18 protein-coding genes are annotated in these 20346 nt (G+C 60.0%); 11 read left to right on the top strand and 7 right to left on the bottom strand.

Annotation, left to right across the window (positions count from 1 at the left end):
- Nucleotides 1-270: 270 nt before the first annotated feature.
- Both pdxT and pdxS read right to left on the bottom strand, forming a co-directional pair.
- Nucleotides 271-858, bottom strand: coding sequence for a pyridoxal 5'-phosphate synthase glutaminase subunit PdxT (pdxT, locus tag I2G43_RS04210; RefSeq protein WP_195535205.1), 588 nt, complete (start codon nt 856-858; stop codon nt 271-273).
- A gap of 20 nt (nt 859-878) precedes the next feature.
- Nucleotides 879-1769 (bottom strand): pyridoxal 5'-phosphate synthase lyase subunit PdxS, encoded by an 891-nt coding sequence (pdxS, locus tag I2G43_RS04215; RefSeq protein WP_117797685.1) that lies wholly within the window; start codon nt 1767-1769, stop codon nt 879-881.
- A gap of 145 nt (nt 1770-1914) precedes the next feature.
- Between pdxS and I2G43_RS04220 the strand changes: the two genes are divergently transcribed.
- Nucleotides 1915-3354, top strand: coding sequence for a PLP-dependent aminotransferase family protein (locus I2G43_RS04220; RefSeq protein WP_195535206.1), 1440 nt, complete (start codon nt 1915-1917; stop codon nt 3352-3354).
- A gap of 539 nt (nt 3355-3893) precedes the next feature.
- Entirely contained in the window at nt 3894-4775 is an 882-nt protein-coding gene (locus tag I2G43_RS04225; protein WP_195535207.1) for a hypothetical protein, read from the top strand.
- Between the two features lie 241 nt (nt 4776-5016).
- Here the strand turns inward: I2G43_RS04225 and I2G43_RS04230 are convergent, their stop codons facing one another.
- Both I2G43_RS04230 and I2G43_RS04235 read right to left on the bottom strand, forming a co-directional pair.
- Entirely contained in the window at nt 5017-5580 is a 564-nt protein-coding gene (locus I2G43_RS04230; protein WP_070097113.1) for a ferritin family protein, read from the bottom strand.
- A 154-nt stretch (nt 5581-5734) separates the two neighbouring features.
- A complete protein-coding gene (locus I2G43_RS04235; protein WP_195535208.1) occupies nt 5735-6628 on the bottom strand; it encodes a DUF5131 family protein in 894 nt (297 codons plus the stop codon).
- 190 nt (nt 6629-6818) lie between these two features.
- On the opposite strand from I2G43_RS04235, the gene I2G43_RS04240 reads away from it, so the two are divergent.
- The 7 genes from I2G43_RS04240 (at nt 6819) to I2G43_RS04270 (ending at nt 13716) form a co-directional block, all read left to right on the top strand.
- Nucleotides 6819-8039: an iron-containing alcohol dehydrogenase gene (locus I2G43_RS04240; RefSeq protein WP_195535209.1), complete on the top strand. Its 1221-nt coding sequence runs from the start codon at nt 6819-6821 to the stop codon at nt 8037-8039.
- An 8-nt stretch (nt 8040-8047) separates the two neighbouring features.
- Nucleotides 8048-9427, top strand: coding sequence for an aldehyde dehydrogenase (locus I2G43_RS04245; protein ID WP_195535210.1), 1380 nt, complete (start codon nt 8048-8050; stop codon nt 9425-9427).
- Nucleotides 9428-9852: 425 nt separating this feature from the next.
- Nucleotides 9853-10179, top strand: coding sequence for an HIRAN domain-containing protein (locus I2G43_RS04250; protein ID WP_195535211.1), 327 nt, complete (start codon nt 9853-9855; stop codon nt 10177-10179).
- Nucleotides 10180-10197: 18 nt separating this feature from the next.
- A complete protein-coding gene (locus tag I2G43_RS04255) occupies nt 10198-10377 on the top strand; it encodes a hypothetical protein (RefSeq protein ID WP_195535212.1) in 180 nt (59 codons plus the stop codon).
- A gap of 66 nt (nt 10378-10443) precedes the next feature.
- Nucleotides 10444-10989, top strand: coding sequence for a metallophosphoesterase (locus I2G43_RS04260; RefSeq protein ID WP_229071564.1), 546 nt, complete (start codon nt 10444-10446; stop codon nt 10987-10989).
- A gap of 64 nt (nt 10990-11053) precedes the next feature.
- Entirely contained in the window at nt 11054-11818 is a 765-nt protein-coding gene (locus I2G43_RS04265; RefSeq protein WP_195535214.1) for a ChbG/HpnK family deacetylase, read from the top strand.
- Between the two features lie 140 nt (nt 11819-11958).
- Nucleotides 11959-13716, top strand: coding sequence for a DUF2130 domain-containing protein (locus I2G43_RS04270; RefSeq protein WP_195535215.1), 1758 nt, complete (start codon nt 11959-11961; stop codon nt 13714-13716).
- A gap of 78 nt (nt 13717-13794) precedes the next feature.
- On the opposite strand, the gene I2G43_RS04275 is transcribed toward I2G43_RS04270, so the two are convergent.
- The 3 genes from I2G43_RS04275 to I2G43_RS04285 form a co-directional block, all read right to left on the bottom strand.
- Entirely contained in the window at nt 13795-16476 is a 2682-nt protein-coding gene (locus tag I2G43_RS04275; RefSeq protein ID WP_195535216.1) for a DEAD/DEAH box helicase, read from the bottom strand.
- A 109-nt stretch (nt 16477-16585) separates the two neighbouring features.
- A complete protein-coding gene (gene trmB / locus I2G43_RS04280) occupies nt 16586-17425 on the bottom strand; it encodes a tRNA (guanine(46)-N(7))-methyltransferase TrmB (RefSeq protein WP_195535217.1) in 840 nt (279 codons plus the stop codon).
- A gap of 118 nt (nt 17426-17543) precedes the next feature.
- Nucleotides 17544-18416, bottom strand: coding sequence for a hypothetical protein (locus I2G43_RS04285; RefSeq protein ID WP_195535218.1), 873 nt, complete (start codon nt 18414-18416; stop codon nt 17544-17546).
- Nucleotides 18417-18683: 267 nt separating this feature from the next.
- On the opposite strand from I2G43_RS04285, the gene I2G43_RS04290 reads away from it, so the two are divergent.
- Both I2G43_RS04290 and I2G43_RS04295 read left to right on the top strand, forming a co-directional pair.
- Nucleotides 18684-19406 (top strand): helix-turn-helix domain-containing protein, encoded by a 723-nt coding sequence (locus I2G43_RS04290; protein WP_195535219.1) that lies wholly within the window; start codon nt 18684-18686, stop codon nt 19404-19406.
- Nucleotides 19406-20302, top strand: coding sequence for a DUF4097 family beta strand repeat-containing protein (locus tag I2G43_RS04295; RefSeq protein WP_195535220.1), 897 nt, complete (start codon nt 19406-19408; stop codon nt 20300-20302). The genes I2G43_RS04290 and I2G43_RS04295 overlap by 1 nt, the downstream gene beginning before the upstream one ends.
- Nucleotides 20303-20346 lie beyond the last annotated feature (44 nt).

A 20346-nucleotide genomic window follows, 5' to 3' on the forward strand; every position in this document is an offset into this window, starting at 1 on the left:
GGCATGACCAGAAGGTCTATGCCGTCCTCTTTTCATGCCAATTTGTTCGCTCTGGCGGGCGCTCGCTGTCCGTCCTCTACCTGCGGCGCCGTCACGGTTCAAAGTAAACGTTGGACGTTCTTGTTTGACTAGTCGTTTAAGAACGTCCCCAACGACTAGTCAGAATGAGAGTGGATAATCTCCCGGTTTTGGCCTGAATGTTGGCTCAAGGTGGGAGATTATCCACTCTCAATTTCTATGTGTCCGAAAATCCACTTTCGTTTTATCTGCCTACATTTGCAGGAATAGTTCGTGGAGGCGGGTGTCTTCGTCGAGTTCGGGGTGGAAGGTTACGCCGAGCTGGTTGCCTTGGCGGGCGGCAACGATACGGCCGTCGACTTCCGCTAAGGCCTTGGCGTCGCCGTGGACCTCGACGATGCGGGGCGCGCGGATAAACGTCAACGGCACTTCACCGTCGATGCCGACTACCTGCCCTGTGGTTCGAAAGCTGCCGAGCTGTCGGCCGTAGGCGTTGCGCTCGACGAGCACATCCATGGTCGCCAAACGTGGCGTGCCCTTATCGTCATGGGCGGCAAGATCGTGCGCCAGCAGAATCAAGCCGGCGCAGGTGCCCATGACGGGCATGCCCTCAGCAATGCGGGCGCGAAGCTCGTCGAGCATGCCCAACTCCTCAAGCAGCTTGCCCTGAACGGTTGACTCGCCGCCGGGAAGTACCAGGCGGTCAAAGTTTTGCTTCAAATCGGCTGTCTGTCGCAACTCGACGCAGCGCGCGCCCAGCTCGGACAGCCTTGCCTCGTGCTCGGCAAAAGCGCCTTGGACCGCCAGCACGGCGACCGTCTGGTCTGCGTAATCGCTCATGTGCGATCCTTTCTGCCGGACTAGCGTCCGCGCTCCTCCATGATGATCTCGATCTCGTCGGCGTTGATGCCGACCATGGCCTCGCCCAGGTCCTCCGAAAGCTCTGCGATGAGCTTGGCATCGGTGAAGTTGGCGACGGCCTTGACGATGGCGGCGGCGCGCTTGGCGGGGTCGCCACTCTTAAAGATGCCCGAACCCACAAAGACGCCCTCGGCACCCAGCTGCATCATCAACGCAGCGTCGGCGGGGGTCGCCACGCCGCCGGCGGCAAAGTTTACGACGGGGAGCTTGCCCGTGGCGTGAACCTCGCGTACCAGCTCGACCGGAACCTGCAGCTGCTTGGCTGCTTCAAAGAGCTCGTCGTCGCGCAGGGCGACAACATCGCGGATCTGCTTTTGGATCTTGCGCATGTGGCGCACGGCCTGGACGACATCGCCCGTGCCCGGCTCGCCTTTGGTGCGGATCATCGTGGCGCCCTCGGCAACGCGGCGCAGCGCCTCTCCCAGGTCGCGAGCACCGCAGACAAACGGGACGTCAAACTGGGTTTTGTCGATGTGATAGACATCGTCGGCAGGGGAGAGGACCTCGGACTCATCGATGTAGTCGATCTCGATGGCCTGCAGGATTTGCGCCTCGACGATGTGGCCGATGCGGCACTTGGCCATAACGGGGATGGAGACGGCCTCCTGAATTCCCTTGATCATCTTGGGGTCACTCATGCGCGACACGCCGCCGGCGGCGCGGATGTCGGCCGGGATGCGCTCGAGCGCCATGACGGCGCAGGCGCCCGCCTCCTCGGCGATGCGTGCCTGCTCGGGCGTGGTGACGTCCATGATGACGCCGCCCTTGAGCATCTGCGCGAGTTCGCGGTTGAGTTTGACGCGATCGGCCTTGCTAGTCTGTTCTGCCATGGTTACTCCCTTGTGTGGCATGTGTATTGCTTGACGGAACATCCTATAGGGGAGCTGGGTATAGCGGAATAATCAGTTTTAGAGATAATAGTAAGGTCAGACTAATACCAGATTGAATGACACGATAAGGTCAGGTGGCAAGTTCATGCTTGACTACGATTTGGAACAACGCGGCGAAGCATCGCTCTACGAGTATGTTTACCAGCAAATTCGAGACGATATCGTTGCCGGGCGCATTGCGGCGGGGGAGCACCTGCCCTCCAAGCGTGCCTTTGCCAGTCATCTGGGAATTAGCGTTATTACTATCGAGAATGCATATAGTCAGTTGCTTGCCGAGGGCTATATTTGCTCAAAGCCGCGTCGTGGCTACTACGCATGCGAGCTTCCCGAAGCCCCGGTTCTGGCTTCGGCTGCGGAGGATGCCGATCGAGATTCCGCTCCTGTGGGTCTCAACGCACAGGATGCTGGTGGACAGCCTGAGCAATTCGCTCCGCTCTCTCCATCTGCCTTGGAAGCCGCGCGCCTCTGGCAAAGTGCTCTGCGGGCAACGCTGACGTCCGAAGATGAGCGCGAAATCTTCTCGCCCGCGCCTGCGCAAGGTACCGCTCGGCTTCGACATGCAATTGCGCATCATCTTCGCGGGACGAGGGGTATGAATGTCAATCCAGACAACATCGTCATCGGTGCGGGCGCCCAGTTGCTCGATACGATGCTGGTGCAGCTACTTGGCGCGGACAAGATATACGCTGTCGAGGACCCGGGCTATTTGCGTCTGACGCGCATCTATCAGGCCATGGGCTGCAAGGTGCGGCATATTCCGCTGGATGGTGAGGGCGTTAACTTGGGTGAGCTGCTCGATGCCGGGGCGGATGTTCTTCACCTTATGCCGTCTCATCAATATCCGACTGGCCTGGTGACGAGTATCGCGCGTCGCTACGCACTGCTGAGCTGGGCTGCCGAGCGGCCGGGTCGATATCTCATTGAGGACGATTTCGATTGCGAGTTTCGCCTTGCTGGCAAGCCGATCCCCGCGCTCGCATCGATCGATGCTGCCCAATCGGTCATCTACACCAATACCTTTTCTAAGAGCCTGTCATCGGCCTTGCGTTTGGCGTATATGGTCCTGCCCGATGAGCTCATGGAACGATTTAGGCGTGAGCTGGGTTTTTATGCCTCGTCGGTCAGCTCCGTAGATCAGGTTGCGTTGGCGCGCTTGCTCGAATCGGGCGATTACGAGCGCCATGTGAACCGGGTGCGCGTTCGTGCTCGTGAGGTGCGCGATAGCTTGACGACGCTTGTGCGGAAGGCATTTCCGGCGGGGGAGGTCTCGATTGAACACGCAGACGCGGGTCTTTACTGCACCGTGGTTGCGGAGTGCGAAGCGGGCGGAAACTCTTTTGCACGGGCCCTCATGCACTCGAGTATCCCTTTTATCGATATCAGTGACTGTTTTTGGTGTACCGATGGCGCATCTGTCCCTGAAAACTCAACTCAAATTCTTGTCCAGTATGACGATCTGAGCCCGAAGGTGCTTAATACCTTGGAATTGCAGCTAACGGGGGCGCTCTGTAACCTAAGTGAGTAGACTTGTGGCACTTTGGCGACTAGGCAGTTTTGTAACAAGCTATCTACCTGTGGTTTTGAGAAGCAGAATGACCGGTCTGCTCGGGGTGTTCCAAATAGTCTACTCACTTGCCGCGCAAAGCTTCGGCATGAGAAATAAAAGGGGTTTTCAACAGGGCTTCGTCCAGTTCTCGGCAAGCTTTTGGTCAGTTGGGGAGGGCTGTTGAAAACATAGTAGTCCGTTCGACGCCATTTTTTGGTGCGTTCGCGCCAATGCGAGACCGATTGGGTTGAAATTCGTGTTTTCCTGTGCTTATGAAGGATCTGCTTTGTGACATATCGGCTTTTAGGTACTGGCGTTTGCCCCCTCAGGTCCGCGCTTTGTGTCCGCCGCTTCCACGGCCGGAAGAAGACCGGCAGCGATATAATCTCGCCCGTAACCCGACGGCTGCGGTTGCGCTCGGCTTTCCGTTGTATACATTGGTTCGGACGAGAAACAAGCGGACTTGTCCTGCCAGCATTAGGCAGCGGCTGTTCCTCGGTGAGCTCCCCAGGGAATCCGTGCTGGAAACGGAGCATGGATTTTTGATTACGTCTCCTCTACTGACGGCATTCATCATGTTGCGGCATCTGACGGATCTTCAGCTTCTTTTGGTATTGGCGGAGATGTGCGGCTTGTTTGCGGTGTGCGCTCTGCCGGCGGCGCTTGAGGCGGAGCTTACGCGCGCAATTGATTCGGGCGCGATTTCGACAGCGTTCGGTTGGGTGCGCTGCCCGTCCGAAGACGGCACCGCTTCAAATTTATGGCGTCGAGACGCTTTGGTTTTGGGCGGAGACCTTGACCGTTTTTGTTCAGATGTTTGCGGGATGCGTTACGGCAATAGATTTATGGCGGTATCGCAACTCGTTCCATTGGGTGCCGCGTCGCCTTTTGAGGTCGAGGCGTATTTGTTGCTTGGACTGCCGCGAGCCCTGGGAGGCGAAGGGTTCTGCGGCATAGAGCTCAATGTCGAAGTGAAGCTAAGCACAAGTGCTCGAGCGATTGTGGGAAAGTCCCGTGTATATATCGACCTACTTCTTTCTTCGCCGGACGGCAGGCGACAGGTGGCCATTGAATGTCAGGGGAAGGCCTCGCACGGACGCGCAGGGGATGGCTTGCGTGACGCTGACCGCATGACAGCCCTTCAGGCCATGGGCTACGATGTACTTCTCCTGACACACAGACAGATATCCGATGAGGGTAGATTCCGCGCGATTGTTAAGGCCGTATGCAGGATGCTCGATGCTGAATATCGTGATAAAAGCTCAGATGAGCAAAGGGCTGAGACATTACTTCGGTCTGAACTATTCGTTGACTGGACAAAATTGGGAGTAATTGACGGAAAGATGCCCGTTAGACACAAAACAGCTCGATCGTGGACGGCTGCGGTTCTAAGTGAGTAGACTTTTGGCACTTTGGCGACCAGGCCGTTTTGCAACAAGTCATTTACCTGCGGCTTTATAAAGCAATATGGATGGTGTGCTCGGCAAGTTCCAAAAAGTCTACTCACTTAGTTTTTGACGAGAAACCGATGCCTAAGGTGGTCTTATTTCAGGGAGTTAACAAGTTCGTGAGGCACGAAAAAGGCCCGAACCGTGCGGTCCGGGCCTCATCGAGCTAGAGATTGTCTCTCAGGCGGCTGTCTTAGCCAAAGTAGCGCTTGAGCAGGCCGGCGAAAGCCTTGCCGTGGCGGGCCTCGTCGCGAGCCATCTCGTGCACGGTATCGTGGATGGCATCGAGGCCAGCGGCCTTGGCGCGCTTGGCAAGATCGGTCTTGCCGGCGGTGGCGCCGTTCTCGGCCTCAACGCGCATCTCGAGGTTCTTCTTGGTGGAGTCGGTCACGACCTCGCCCAGGAGCTCGGCGAACTTAGCGGCGTGCTCGGCCTCCTCGTGGGCAGCCTTCTCCCAGTACAGGCCGATCTCGGGGTAACCCTCGCGATGAGCGACGCGAGCCATGGCCAGGTACATACCGACCTCGGAGCACTCGCCCTCAAAGTTGGCGCGCAGGTCGGCAACGATGTCCTCGGAGACGCCCTCCATCTTGGCGACGCCCACGACGTGCTCGGCAGCCCACTCGAGCTGGCCCTCCTCCTGCTTCAGGAAACGAGAACCGGGAACGCCGCACTGGGGGCACTTGAAGTCCTCGGGCAGCTGGTCGCCGTCGAACTCTTCCACATAACCGCATACGGGGCAAACAAACTTCATGATTCGATCCTTTCGATCGATGGCGATGGGGCGCTTGTCCGGTCCCGTAAGGGCCCTCTCCGGACGCGCGTCTTGACGAGTTCTATTATCCATAAATGAGACCGAATGTGAAGCCTATTAGGAATGATTTTTAATAAAACAATTTTGATACTGTCTTCTAACAGCGCCCGCATAGTCCGCAGCGGACGCAGCCGTTGCAGATGAACTTGCTTCCGCAGGTTTCGCACCACTCATAATACGGTGGATCCCAAAGCTCCGAGCTGGGGATTTCCAAGCCGAGCGGGTCCCTTAGGTCCCATTCGATTTGGCTGCCGCGGTGCTGGAGGCCTGATTTCCATGCCTGCTCGCTTTGCAGATTTTTGCCACGAAGGTGATAGGTTTGCCCGTCCTTAACGAAGGTGCTTCCGGTTTCGATGAAAGCGAACGTTGCATCTGCCGCCACGCATTCGGCATACAGCTGGCGCACCCATTCGTAATGGCAGGGGCGTGCTCCCGCGTAGTTTTCTCCGCCTGCGATGACCTGCTCGATCCCATCGGGCTTTCCAAGGCTGCCGGGGGCGGCTTTCTCGACCGACACACTTCCGATAAATGGCGCGCACATGATGCCGCGGTGTGCTGCGGGCGTGGCGAGCAGGAGGGGAATCCGCTCATCTGCCCGGCGCTGGTTCTCGCAGGTTACGTTGAGCATGACGTTTCGCCAGCCATCGCCCCAGTCGCCGGGAAGGCATTCGCTAAAACGCTCGGGACGTTTGGTCAGAATAAAGAACTTTACATCGGGCCTCTGGCGAATGATGTCCCATACTTCTGGTCGCCAGGGATCGGCCTCGGGCAACAGGAAGTCGCTCGTCATGCAGATGCGGATAAGCTCGCCGGCGCGAACTTTGTAGCTGCCGTCCCGGCGGCGTTGGAGGGGATAGGTAAAGCCCGACTTGCTTTTGCTAATCACGGAGGGGTCGATACCGCGTTGTCCGTCCATGTAATACATGTAGCAGTTGTCGCATCCCTCGCTGACGCGCGTGCAGCCATGCCAGGGGTTCCAGATGTCGTGCATCTTGATGCCTCCTTTGCGGTAGATGCGCGTCTGATGGACTCTGAAAGATTAACACCGGCAGATGAGCGCGATGGCCCCGAACAATATGAAGATGTTGATTGATTAACGATTAATGGGTCGCTTGCGTTCCGCGATGAGTACAATCGGTCGAGCAAATGTTGACCCATCAACAAATGAAGGAGTTTCCTTTATGCATCTAGCCCGTCGCGCCTGGTGCCGAACATATCAGACGGTTTTTCGCATCGCATTGCCGATCCTGCCCTATACCGAGCCGCGTATTTTGGAGCATGCCGAGGATGTGCCCGCGGTGCTTCAAAAGCGTTCGATTCAGCGTGTGCTCATCGTGACAGACCCTGGCATTGCCCGTTTGGGGCTCACGGCGCCGCTCGAGCGCGCGCTCGCGTCCAAGGGGATTGGCGTTACGGTCTATGCCGATACGCGTGCGAACCCCACGGTTTCGAATGTGGAGGAAGCGGCGGCGCTGTATCGCGAGAACGACTGCCGGGCCATTATCGGCTTTGGTGGCGGTTCGGCTATGGACTGCGCCAAGGGCGTGGGCGCGCGCATTGCGCAGCCAAACAAGCCCATCAACAAGATGCGCGGCCTGTTGCGTGTCCACCGTCTCCTGCCGCTGCTTATCGCGGTTCCCACTACCGCCGGCACGGGAAGCGAAGTCACGCTCGCGGCGGTGATTACCGATGACGAGACGCACTATAAGTACCCCATCAACGACTTTGTGCTCATCCCGCGCTTTGCGGTGCACGATCCCGAGTTTACGCGTGGCCTGCCTGCTGCCATTACGGGACAGACGGGCATGGATGCCCTGACGCATGCCGTAGAGGCCTTTGTCGGCCGCAGCACTACGCCCTACACGCGCAAGATGGCGCGCCAGGCGGTTCAGCTCATCCACGACAATTTGCTCGAGGCCTATGAACATGGCGACAACATGCGTGCGCGCCGCAATATGCTTTCGGCGGCGTATAAGGCGGGCGTCGCATTTACGCGCTCCTATGTCGGATACGTGCACGCCATCGCGCACAGCCTGGGCGGCCGATACGGCATTCCACACGGTTTGGCCAACGCTATCATCCTGCCGCACATGCTTCGCGCCTATGGCGACACCGCCGCTCCCAAGCTTGCCGATCTTGCTCGCATGGCGGGCATCGCGCCGGCCACCGCGCAGGACAGTCTTGCCGCCGAGGCCTTTATCGATTGGGTCGATCGCATGAACGAGGCCTTGGGAATTCCTAAATATGTCTCGGGTATTCGTCGCTCCGATATTCCGCAAATGGCGGCCCATGCCGATGCCGAGGCCAATCCGCTGTATCCTGTCCCGCTTTTAATGGACCGTTTGGAGCTCGAGCATATGTACGAGGTCGTCGCGGGTGGTATGTTTGAGGACGAGAACTAGGAGGGCCCATGAACACCGAGGAAATCGCATGCATCGTTAGCAGTCAGCGCGCCTATTTTAAGACGCATGCCACGTTCGATGTCGATGCTCGCCGCCGCGCGCTCGTGCGCCTGCGCGATGCGGTGCGGGCGCACGAGGACGATATCGCCCGGGCGCTCAAGACCGATTTGGGCAAGTCGCACGACGAGGCGTATATGTGCGAGATCGGCACGTCGCTTTCCGAGATTCGCCATCAGATTGCGCATGTGGCCCGATGGAGTCGCGCACGCCTGCGCCCGTGCGACCTCGCCAATGCCATTAGCGTGTGCAGGACGCAGCCGGTTCCCTATGGCGTGACGCTGATTATGGCGCCTTGGAACTACCCGTTTTTGTTGACGCTCGAGCCGCTCGCCGGTGCACTCGCTGCGGGCAACACGGTGGTCATCAAGCCGAGTGCCTATGCGCCGGCTTCAAGTGCGGTGCTCAAGCAGATTTGCGAGGAAGCGTTTAATCCGCGCCTGGTGACGGTCGTCGAGGGCGGCCGTGCCGAGAACGAGGCGCTGCTCGATGAGCGCTGGGACAAAATCTTCTTTACCGGCAGCGTTCCGGTCGGCAAGCTTGTCATGGAGCACGCGAGCAAAAATCTCACGCCCGTGACGCTTGAGCTGGGTGGCAAGAGCCCCTGCATCGTGGACGCCTCCGCAAATCTGAAGGTCGCGGCGCGGCGTATCGCCTTTGGTAAGTGGCTCAACGTGGGCCAGACCTGCGTGGCGCCCGACTATCTGCTGGTTGACGCGCGCGTGCACGACGAGCTATTGGGCCTCATCAAGGAGGAAGTCCGCCGCATGTTTGGCGAGCACCCGCTCGACAACGAGGACTACGGCCATATCGTCAACGCCAAGCATTTCGCGCGCGTGCGCGGGCTGATCGATCCCGACAAGGTTGTGCTGGGAGGTGCGGCACGCGAGGCCTCACTCAAGATTGAGCCGACGATCCTGGACGGCGTGACGCCCGAGGATGCCGTGATGCAGGAGGAGATTTTCGGCCCCATCTTGCCGGTGCTGACGTTTGAAGGTCTAGACGAGGCCGAGGCGTTTATTATGGAGCGTCCGACGCCGCTGGCCCTGTACATCTTTAGCCGGGACCGCGCGGTGCAGCAGCGCTTTGTGCGCTACGTGCCCTTTGGCGGCGGCTGCGTTAACGACACGATCATGCATCTGGCTACGAGCCATATGGGCTTTGGCGGCATGGGCGCAAGCGGCATGGGACAGTACCATGGCCGTGAAAGCTTCGATGCGTTTAGCCACAAGAAGAGCATCGTGAGCAAGGCAACCTGGCTGGACGTGCCGTTCCGCTATGCGCCCTACGCAAGCTGGAAGCACAAGTTCGTGCGCATGTTTGTGCACTAGAAAAAGGCGCGGGCAATACGAACAGGTGTTCCTATTGCCCGCCATTTGCGTTAGACTACTGCCACGGGGTACGGATGGGCCAACTCTCTTTAGAAGGGAATTGGTATGAGCGTAAGCGATGTTATTTCGTTATTGGCGTTGTTAATCGCGGCTATCGAACTCGGCCTGTTTATCGGCCGAACGAAATAGCCGCCCCCGCGTAAGCGAAGACGGCCACTTCTCACGATGTAAACGTGTATCGGAGTTGGCAAGACCCGCTGCCACGGGTGCCATCCGTGCTCCTATCTTATCTGCAAGCGCTCTGGCATGCAAGCGTTGCGACAAACGGTCGAAAAGACCCGGGTTGGTCTATTTGTGTCCGCACGAGTTCGTAGACTTCTCAATAAGGTTAAGTGCCGGTTATTCCGGCCGTTAGAGGAGCTGCCATGTACGAGCCTTCACGTGTTCTTTTATCGTTTCACATCGCTGGATTTCAGTATGCCGACGGCGCATTGGTTCTGGGCGATCTGAAAGCGGGCGATAAACTGACACTGTGTGCCGAGCGCGATAATCCCCACGATCCCGAGGCGGTCGCGATCTATTTCGGCAAGATCAAGCTCGGCTATGTTCCGGGAAACGAGGTTGGCCCGCTGTCCGTGATGATGTATTACGGGCACGAAGATGTGTTTGAAGCCCGCGTGCAGCAGGTTGCGCCCGAGCGCAGCCCCTGGCATCAGGTGCGCGTTGGCCTTTACGTGGCGGATGCCCGCTAGCCGCTAGGGGAGGCTGTCATGTTTGATGACGACGACCTGTTTGATCTGACGGATGAACCGTTTGAGTGGGACTTGCTGCTCGATGACGATGAGCTGGAGCAGGATCGAGAAAAGCGGAAGGATAAGAACGCACGGGACGACGTATCGAAGAAGAATGACAAGCGCCGCCGTGGACTGTTTGGCGGGCTCTTTGGGTAACCGCTGCGCCAAAGCGTCTGTATACTAGGCACGTGTTAGACGCGTTGCGAAATGAGGACACAGACGATGATGTGGTTTACCGCCGACCTGCACCTGGGCGATACGAATATCCTGCACGATATGGATCGGCCGTTCGCCTCGGTCGAGGAGATGAACCGCAAGGTTATTGACGCCATTAACGAGTGCGTTGCTGCGGACGACCGCCTCTATATCCTGGGAGACTTTACGTATCGCTTGCCCATGGCGGAGGCCGTGCTCCTGCGCGAGCGCATTGCCTGTCAGAACGTGACGCTCATCCGCGGTAACCATGACGGCGATTGGGAAGATCCGGACGCACCGCACATTTGGGATGACGTGCGCGATTACCTGGAAATTGCCCCCGGCTATGCCAAGGGACATCGCCTGGTTTTGAGCCATTACCCCATGCTCAGTTGGAACGGCAAAGCGCGTGGCGCCATTATGCTGCACGGACATATCCACAGCAGGGGAGACCGCACCAACACGCGCAACCGTGATCGCGAACGCCCCATCTACCGCTACGATGTGGGCCTCGACGCCAATGGCTACAAGCCCGTAAACCGAGACCAGATCTTGAGCTTCTTTGGACTGTAGCTTTCAAACCGCCATAAAGGGGACAGGCACCTTTGTGGTGGTTTTTCCATAGATTGGAGTCGTTGTGAAACAACTGCTTATTCGTGCCGACGATATCGGTTATTCGTACGCTGTTGATTTGGGGATTGCCCGTAGCGTCAACGAGGGTTTGGTGCACTCGGTGGGCCTTATGCCCAATATGCCCGAGGCGGAGCGTGGTTGGTCGCTCGTGGCCGATGCCGGCATTGCGGTGGGCCAGCACACCAACGTGTGCCTGGGCAAGCCGTGTGCCGACCCGGCGCTCATCCCGAGCATGCTCGATGAGAACGGCGAGTTCCATAGCAGCCGTACCTTCCGCGATCACTTTAAGCGTGGCGAGGAACTGATTGACTTCGACGAGGCCTGCATTGAGATTCGCGCACAGCATGACCGCTTTGTCGAGATCGTGGGTCGCGAGCCCGATTACTTTGAGGCCCACGCTGTCATGAGCAAAAACCTCAATCGAGCGATTTCGGCGGTGGCACAGGAGCTGGGCCTTAAGGAGCAAAAGGCGAGTTTCGACCCCACGGCCGTGGTACGCTGCGGAGACACCGATCTGCGCATGGTGATGCGCTCGATGGAGCCGGGCTACGAGCCCAAGGACTCGATTATGCAGACGGTTCGCGAGATGGACGATGGCGAGACGGTCGTCTTCGTGTGCCATCCGGGTTATCTCGATCGTTTTATCCTCGAGAACAGTTCGCTTACGACCGATCGTACCAAGGAAGTCGATGCGCTGATCGACCCCGAACTGCGGGCGTGGCTCGAGGCTCAGGACGACCTGCGTCTGATCGACTACCGCGACCTGTAAAGCACCCAAACCACCACGATGGGGACAGGCACCTTTGTGGTGGTTTTGGCGCCGTTGCCATTATGGCGGCGGCGCCTTTTTTGTCCGCGCGGCGCGGTAGAGTGTAGGCGATTAGAATTTGCGTCCATCGAGGAGCTGCTATGAACGAGATCAAGTGCCCGCATTGCGGCGAAGTCTTTAAGGTCGATGCATCCGGCTATGCGGATATCGTCAAACAGGTGCGCGATACGGAGTTCTCGCGCGACCTGGATGAGCGCGTGAAGGCCGTCCAGCGCGAGGGCGAGCAGGCACTGGAGCTTGAGCGCTCACGCTCGGCTGCCGCCTTACAGGAGGCGGAGTCGGAGCGTAACGCTCAGCTCGTTGAGCAGAAAAACGCCGCGGCTCAGGAGCTGGCGCAGGAAGTTGCCAGGCGCGACGCCGAGCTGGCCGAGCTGCGTGCCAAGCTCGAGGGCGCTGCCGCAGAGCGCGAGAGCGCAAGCCAGCGTGCGGCGGTTGAGGCTCGTGCCGATGCGCAGAAGGAAAACGCTGAGCTGCAGCGCGAAATTGACAACCTGCGTGCGCAGCTGGGACGCAAGGACGACGAAGCCAAGCTTGCCGAGGCCGCGGTGCGTAACGCCGCTCAAAACGACCTGGCCGCCCGTGACGCTCAGATTGCCGAGCTGCAGGCAAAGCTCTCCTCGGCGGACAAGGCCCAGGAGATGGCGCTTGCCGCCGCGGCCGCCGAATCGCAGCGCGAGCTTGATGCTGCTCGCAGCGAAGCTGAGCGTACGCTTGCCGACTATCAGGCGAAAGTGAAGGAGAAGTTCTTCACCGCAAAGGCTCAGTCCGAGCAGGAGGCAGAGGGCCTGCGCGCCCAGCTGCGTGAGCAGGAGCTGACGGCAAAGATGAACCTGTCGGAAGCAGTCGCCGCGGCGGAGCGTGAGCGCGACGAGGCGCGTGCCAAGCTGACGAGCGAGCTGGCAGTGCGCGATTCACGCGAGGAGCAGGCCAAGGCAGCACACGAGCTCGAGCTTGCGCAGGCCAAGCGCGCGAGCGATGAGCTGATCCGCTACAAGGACGAAGAGATTGAGCGCCTGAAGGACATGAAGGTGCGCCTGTCCACCAAGATGGTGGGCGAGTCGCTCGAGCAACACTGCGAGACTGAGTTCAATCGCTTGCGCATGACGGCGTTTCCCAACGCGTATTTTGAGAAAGACAACGATGCGTCCGAGGGTACCAAGGGCGACTTCATCTTCCGTGAGTGCGACGCGAGCGGCAACGAGATCATCTCGATCATGTTCGAGATGAAAAACGAGAATGACGAAACCGCGACCAAGCACAAGAACGAGGACTTCTTTAAGAAGCTCGACCACGACCGTCGTCAGAAAGGCTGCGAGTACGCGGTGCTTTGCACCCTGCTCGAGCCCGAGAGCGAGCTCTATAACGCCGGCATCGTGGACGTGAGCTACCGCTACGAGAAGATGTACGCGATCCGCCCGCAATTCTTCATTCCCATGATCACGCTGCTGCGCAACGCCGCTATGGGATCGCTGCGCTATAAGCAGGAGTTGGCGGAGTACAAGCAGCAGAATATCGACGTCACGAACTTCGAAGCCAAGATGGAAAAGTTCAAGAATGATTTTGGCCGTAACTACGAGATTGCGAGCCGCAAGTTCCAAACGGCAATCGACGAGATTGACAAGACGATTAGCCATCTGCAGAAAACCAAGGAGGCATTGCTGTCCTCCGAGAACAATCTGCGCCTAGCTAACAAGAAAGCCGATGATCTTACGATTCGCAAGCTCACTTGGGGCAACAAGACCATGAAGGCGGCGTTTGACGAGGCGCGCGAGGCCACAGCAGATGCGGGCGATGAGCCTGCCGAAGCTGATGCCTATGAGGTCGAGGATGCCGAGTAGGGGATAGCGCATGGCGCAAAAAGCGGGGCCGCTGGCGATGTTGCCAGCGGCCCCGCTTCGTTTACCTGGCTGATTCGGCTAGTCTTCGAGCAGATCCTCGATAAAGCCGACGCGGTAGTTCTTGAAGATGACCTCGCCGCCGTCTTGCGTGGCATCCAGATCGACATCGCCCATGATGCCAAAGTCGTGGTCGCCATCCTCGTCGGCAAAGATCTGGTGCACGTGCCACACGTGATCGGTTTTCTCGTCGCTCTCGTCGATGGTAAACATCGCCGAACTGCGGGCGTCGCCGTCGGTGAGGATTTCCTCGTGCTGCTCGTGGTAGGCATCGAGCGCCTTTTGCCAGCGGACCTCGCTCATGCCCCAGTCCTCGTCGAGCTCGCCCAGGTCGCGGACGTGCTCGCGGGCAGCAAGGGTCACGCGGCGGAAGAGCGCGTTGCGCACCAGCAGGGTGCAGCCGCGGCGATCGGCCACGACCTCGTCGATGCCCTGCGGCGGCGCGGCGTCGAGCGCAGCCGGGTTGCCGGCGTTCTCCCACTCGTCCACCAGGCTCGAGTCCACCGAGCGCACCACAAAGCCCAGCCACGAAATGATGTCGCGCAAGCGCTCGTCGCGCTTCTCAATGGGCACGGTGCGATCGAGCGAGCGGTAGGCCTCGGCCAGGTAGCGCAGCAGAATGCCCTCGGAGCGGGCGATGCCGAGCTTTTGGATATAGCCCTTAAAGTCGCTCGCGCTCTCCAGCATATCGCGCAGGACGCTCTTGGGCGAGAGCTGGTAGTCGTTGGCCCAGGGCACTTCCTGGCAGTACTTATCAAAGGCGGCGTCGAGCAGCTCCTCGAGCGGCTTTTCGTAGGTGACATCTTGGATGCGCTCCAGGCGCTCCTCGTACTCGATACCGTCAGCCTTCATCTCGGCCATGGCACGGTCACGCGCGGTACGCTCCTGCGCGCGCAGCACCTGTTTGGGGTCCTCGAGCGTCGCCTCAACCATCGAGATGAGGTCCATGGTATAGGTCTCGCTCTCGGGATCAAGTAGCTCCAGCGCGGCAAGCAAAAACGGTGAGAGCGGCTGGTCGAGCGCAAAGTCTTCGGGCAGGTCGACTGTCAGCGCATAGTCGATGTCGGGCGCGGCGTCGGCTGGGGCGTCGGGTGCGGGCGGCACCTCGGTGCGCACGACGACGCCGGAGTCGATGAGCGTGGCGAAGATCTCGTCGGCGCGAACCTCGAGCTTCGCCTTTTCCTCGGGCGTTTGCAGGCTTGTCTCGATGAGGTCGTGTACGCGGGCGCGAGCGTCACCGCCCTGCTCGACCACGCTAATCACCATGGAGTGCGTGATGCGCAGGCGCGGCTTGAGCGTTTCGGGCTGCGTCTCGATCATGCGTTCAAAGGTCTGCTTGTTCCAGGTGACAAAGCCCTCGGGAGCCTTCTTCTTTTTAATCTTGCGGAGCTTTTTGGGGTCGTCGCCCGCCTTGGCCATGAGCTTGGCGTTTTCGATCTCGTGCTCCGGGGCCTCGGCGATGACCATGCCCTCGGTGTCAAAGCCCGAGCGGCCGGCGCGTCCAGCAATCTGATGGAACTCGCGGGCGCGCAGGCGACGCATTTTGTAGCCGTCGAACTTGGTAAGCGCGGTGAGGACCACGGTGTGGATGGGTACGTTGATGCCGACGCCGAGCGTGTCGGTGCCGCAGATGACGGGCAGCAAGCCCTGCTGCGCCAGGCGCTCGACCAGCAAGCGATAGCGCGGCAGCATACCGGCGTGGTGCACGCCGACGCCGCAGCTGAGCAGGCGCTTGAGAATTTTGCCAAAAGCCGTTGAGAAGCTCGTGCCCTTGGTGGCTTCCTTGATGGCCTCGCGCTGCTCCTTGCTGGCAATGCCAAAGTTGGCGAGGGACTGTGCCGTTGCAAGTGCGGCATCCTGGCTAAAGTGCACGATGTAGAGCGGAGCCTCGCCGCGGCGCATGGCGAGCTCGACGGTGCCCTCGAGCGAGGTCGTCACGTAGTCGTAGCTCAGCGGCACGGGACGCGGGGCGTCGACGACCAGGTCACAGGTGGCGCCGGTGTGCTCTTCGAGCGAGGCAGCAATGGCGGTGACATCGCCAAGTGTGGCGCTCATGAGCATGAATTGCGTGTGGGGCAGGGTGAGCAGCGGCACCTGCCAGGCCCAGCCGCGGTCGGGGTCGGCAAAGTAGTGGAACTCGTCCATGGCGACGCAGCCCACGTCGCCATCCTCGCCCTCGCGTAGCGCGTCGTTGGCAAGGATCTCGGCCGTGCAGCAGATGACGGGCGCCTTGGTATTGATGTGCGTGTCGCCGGTGATCATGCCAACGTTATCGCGGCCGAGCACCTGCACTAGGTCGAAAAACTTCTCGCTGACCAGGGCCTTGATGGGGGCCGTGTAGTAGCAGCGCTTGCCCTGCGCCATGCCCATAAAGAGCATGCCCAGCGCGACGAGCGATTTGCCCGATCCGGTCGGTGTGCCCAAAATGACGTGATCGCCGGCAGCCAGGTCCATGAGGGCCTCTTCCTGGTGGTCCCACAGCTCGATGCCGCGCTCGCTCGTCCATTCAAAGAAGCGCTCGAAGGCCTGGTCGGGCGTGAGCCACGGTTCGGGCTCACTGCCGTCCTCGGGCTCCCACCAGGTGGGGGAGAGCGCTCCGAGCGAGCCGAACTCGGCCTCGGTGCCTGTGCCGCCCGAGAACGAGCTGGCGGCGCCGGCGCCGGAGACGGTGCTGGCGGAAGTATCTGTCGTGGTCTGTGCCATGTGGTTTGCTTTCTCTCGCATTTGTCCGCCATCCATTATGGCGTAGCGGCGGCGTGGGGCGCCAGCGCGCGAGAAAATGCAGGAAATGGGCGTGTGATGCGAGCGGTCGTTAGCGTTCTTGCGGCAGGCGCTTCTTACCCTTGCGGGCGCGGTTCTTAAAGTTCTCGACGGCCTCTTCCATGCCGAGGGGCACGTAGGTGAGCTCATCGAGGTCGTCGGGCAGGTAGCAGGCGAGGCTCTGCTCCTGCGCTCGGCCTGCCGCGAGCTGCTCTTCGGTAGGCTCCGCGCCGGGTGTGGCGCAGATGCCGTAGACAACGGCGCCCATCTCGCGCGTGCGGCATTCGTACTCGGTCTCGGGATGCTCAGGATGGTCGCGGCGCACGTCGTCGCTCGCCCAAAGCGTATCGTAGCCGGCCGCGGCAAACTGCCCCAGGGCGTAGTCGCGCAACGGCTTGCTGTCGGTGCGCAGCGTGACGGTGGCGCCGGCAGCAAAGAGCGGGCGGTAGAGCATCAGATGGTCGACATGGACAAGTCGCTTTTTGGCGTACTTGGCCTTGGGCTGTGGCGTCGGAAAGTTGATGGTGATGGCATCGAGCTCGCCTGCGGCGAACAGCTGCGGCAGCGATGCGGCGCCTCGGGGTAGCACGAGCGCATTGGGCAGCTCCTGTTCGCAGATCTTTTGGGCGGCATAGGCAATGCAGATGGGCTCCTGGTCCATGCCGATAAAGAGGGTATCGGGCTCGCGGTGGGCGCGCTCAACCAGGTAGGTTCCTTTGCCGCAGCCCAGGTCGAGATGAAGTCGGGCGAAGGGCTTGTCGCCAGCCGGCGTGCATGCCTCACACCAGTGTCCGGCATAGTTCTCGGGGTTCGTCTCGATGGCGTCGGCGTAGCGCTCCAGGCGCTCCTCGAGCACAAAGTTCTTAGGCGTGCGAACGTGGACGGCTCCCATGAGACTCCTTGGTCATAAGTATGGAACGCATGGCTGAACGCTCCGGCAATGGGTTGGAAAGGGGCGGGCGCAATGTGCCCGAAAGTTGCGGTGCGACTCAGCGGCGAGTCGCTTGGTCCTACAGGCGCTTAAGAATTACATAGCGATTGAGTTCGCCGCTGCGACCATCGGCATGGAAGCGCTCAAGCTCGCGCACGGGGACCTCGCCGCTCTTGTAGAACGTGCGCACGCCGCGCACCAGGTCGGTGATCTGCTGATCGTCAAAGTGGTGGCAATAGCGGTAAGCGTGGCGGTCGTTTTGCCAGCCAATGAGGTGGTCGCCGGCTTCAAACTGCGTGGAGTCGTAACCCTCAAACGGCGGGGTGAGCTCGGCGCGGGCCTCGGCGCGAACGGCCTTGCGCGCCATGCGCTCGTCGTTCATAAACTCCCAAAAGCTGATGGCGATGATGCCGCCCGGGCGCGTTTGGCGCACCAGGGCGTCGAGCACGCGTACGCGGTACTCACACGACGGCACGTGGTGCATAAATCCAAAGCAGACCGAGATGTCGGCGAGCGGGGCGTCGAAAAGCACGTCGGGTGTTTCGGCGGGGTTGAGCTTCATGAGGGCGTCGAGCACGTCGAGTTCCTGGAAGTGCAGGTTGGGAATGCGCAGGGCGTGACCATGTGCATCGATAGCCAGGTCTTGGCACGAGTCGACGCCATAGAACTCAAACGGGCAGCTGGCATCTGCCGAGGGGTTTGCGCCGTCGACGCCCTTGGCGGCAAGCGTGCCGCCGGCGGCAAAGTTCTCGAATCGCATATTGCCGCAGGCAAGGTCGAAGACGCGTACGGGGCGCTCAATTGTGGCAACGTCGAGCTGTTCGAGCGCGATATCCATGGTGCGCACCCAGCCGGGCCACGGTGCTTGACGGGTATCGGAAAAGGAGGCGGAGTGCTCGCGATAGAACGTATTGTTGAGCTGGATGAGCGATGAGGCGAAATCGCGGTTCACGGCGCGGGACTCCCTCCGTTGGCGGTGCGGAATAAACGGTACGACCATACTACCGTTATCGCCGCAACGGGGACAACCGGGCTGCGGGTCATTGCTTGGTTTGGACACATTTTCGCAGCTCATGCGCGCCCGCAACCGCCGGTTGTCAAAAATCCCACTAAAATAGGTGGCATGTTTTTGGCGGTGGCGGATAGATTTTAACTGTGCAAGGCGCCTTAAGAACAAAAGCGGTCCGGCGGCACGGCTGGCAAAAGCATAGGAGGAACCATGAATGTAGAAACTGCGCAGCGGCTCGCCGACCTTCGCCGCAGCAAAGGCTTTAGCCAAGAAGGGCTGGCGCGAAAGCTGGGGCTGTCGCGCCAGGCGGTCAGCAAATGGGAGCGCGCGGAGAGCTCGCCCGATACCGAGAACCTGATCTCGCTCGCCAAGCTTTATGGCGTGAGTCTGGACGAGCTGCTCAATCCGAGCGACGAGATCGAGGACGATATCGAGTTTGAGAACGAGGACCGCGCCCGCCAGCGCGAGGCCGAGGCGGCAGAGCGCGCTCGCACCCATGAGGCGGCGGTGCGCGCCACCGAAGCGGCAACGCAGGCGAGTGATGCCGCGGCTAAGGCGGCACAGGCGGCAAGCTGGAGTGCACAGGCCGCCAACGCTGCTACGGCGCAGGCGACGAGTGGCCACGCAGTTGGCTCGACTCCGGTGAAGGGCCCCTTCCAGTCGTTCCCGTATTGGGCCGTGTGCTGGCTGCTGTTCTTTTTGCTGATGTTCCTGGTTGGTGCCAGCCCTTTTCCCGCACTGATCTTCTTTACGATTCCCATCTATCACTGGGTGGCGCGTGCGCTCGATGGCGATTGGGCGCGCGGGGATATCCAGGTTGGTCCGGCGCCGGTGGCGGTCAAGGCCCAGGGGAAGGATACTTCTGCGGAACCTGATGCTGACGTGGCTACCGCAGCCACCGCTGAGCCGTGTGCCAAAGAGGGTGACGAATGATGAAGCTTTCGCATGAATCCAGGCTGCGTCTGGGCGTTGGCATCGGAGCGTTTGTGCTCATCATCGGGCTTGTTTTTGGCATTTCACGGACTTTGATTCATTATGATGGCCCGTGGGATCTCGACGATGTCGTATCCGGCTTGTCTGGTATGGACGATGCGGTTGACGAGGACAATCTCTTGGACGACGGCAGCTATTCCGCTCGGCCTCAGCAACTTTCGAGCGAAACGTTTGATGCCGACGCGTTCACATCGCTTGACCTGGATGTGACGTCGGGCACGGTCGAGGTCAAACACGTCTCCGGCGGGCCGGTGCGCGTAATTGAAAGCGGTCGCGTGGCAACGGGGACCGTTGCCTTCGATGCGGCAACCCAGAACCTGGCCGAAATCAAGGGCTCTACGCTCAAGATTCGCCAGTTCGATTGCGATGACGAGCGCGCCATTGACCGCACGGTTACCGTCGAACTGCCGCGCGAAGTTGCCGATAACCTGGTCGGCATTACGGCGAAGGTGGGATCGGGTGATCTGACGGTCGCGGGCATTGCGTGCCATGACCTCAACCTGACTTTGGACTCGGGAGATGTTGAGTTTACTGGCACCGTGACCGATACCCTGAATGCCGAGGTCGGTTCGGGCGATGTGACGCTCGAGCTTTACCAGGCCCCCGCGAAGTCGATGGACGTGAGTGTGGGCTCGGGCGATGTGGAGATGACGGTTCCGAACTCGACGGGCTTTAAGGCGAGCCTCACCTTGGGCAGCGGCGACTTCGAGAGCGATTTCCTTCCGCTTGGCTACGACGGCGAGACCATTTTGAATCTTGAATTCGATAACGGTGACAAGTCTGCCACGTATCGTTTTGAGGTCGGTTCGGGCGACATGTCGTTTGATCCGGAGTGATGGCTGCGGGCTGGTCCGCAAGCATAGATGCTTAGACGCGCTGT

It is taken from the genome of Collinsella aerofaciens (genome assembly GCF_015557435.1).
Taxonomy (GTDB): domain Bacteria; phylum Actinomycetota; class Coriobacteriia; order Coriobacteriales; family Coriobacteriaceae; genus Collinsella; species Collinsella aerofaciens_Z.

Excerpts from the sequence above, each read along its gene's own strand:
- pdxT (WP_195535205.1), bottom strand. The coding sequence starts at position 858 with ATGAGCGATTACGCAGACCAGACGGTCGCCGTGCTGGCGGTCCAAGGC.
- I2G43_RS04295 (WP_195535220.1), top strand. The coding sequence starts at position 19,406 with ATGAAGCTTTCGCATGAATCCAGGCTGCGTCTGGGCGTTGGCATCGGA.
- I2G43_RS04260 (WP_229071564.1), top strand. The coding sequence starts at position 10,444 with ATGATGTGGTTTACCGCCGACCTGCACCTGGGCGATACGAATATCCTG.
- trmB (WP_195535217.1), bottom strand. The coding sequence starts at position 17,425 with ATGGGAGCCGTCCACGTTCGCACGCCTAAGAACTTTGTGCTCGAGGAG.
- I2G43_RS04220 (WP_195535206.1), top strand. The coding sequence starts at position 1,915 with ATGCTTGACTACGATTTGGAACAACGCGGCGAAGCATCGCTCTACGAG.
- I2G43_RS04245 (WP_195535210.1), top strand. The coding sequence starts at position 8,048 with ATGAACACCGAGGAAATCGCATGCATCGTTAGCAGTCAGCGCGCCTAT.
- I2G43_RS04250 (WP_195535211.1), top strand. The coding sequence starts at position 9,853 with ATGTACGAGCCTTCACGTGTTCTTTTATCGTTTCACATCGCTGGATTT.
- pdxS (WP_117797685.1), bottom strand. The coding sequence starts at position 1,769 with ATGGCAGAACAGACTAGCAAGGCCGATCGCGTCAAACTCAACCGCGAA.
- I2G43_RS04235 (WP_195535208.1), bottom strand. The coding sequence starts at position 6,628 with ATGCACGACATCTGGAACCCCTGGCATGGCTGCACGCGCGTCAGCGAG.
- I2G43_RS04270 (WP_195535215.1), top strand. The coding sequence starts at position 11,959 with ATGAACGAGATCAAGTGCCCGCATTGCGGCGAAGTCTTTAAGGTCGAT.
- I2G43_RS04240 (WP_195535209.1), top strand. The coding sequence starts at position 6,819 with ATGCATCTAGCCCGTCGCGCCTGGTGCCGAACATATCAGACGGTTTTT.
- I2G43_RS04255 (WP_195535212.1), top strand. The coding sequence starts at position 10,198 with ATGTTTGATGACGACGACCTGTTTGATCTGACGGATGAACCGTTTGAG.
- I2G43_RS04290 (WP_195535219.1), top strand. The coding sequence starts at position 18,684 with ATGAATGTAGAAACTGCGCAGCGGCTCGCCGACCTTCGCCGCAGCAAA.
- I2G43_RS04275 (WP_195535216.1), bottom strand. The coding sequence starts at position 16,476 with ATGGCACAGACCACGACAGATACTTCCGCCAGCACCGTCTCCGGCGCC.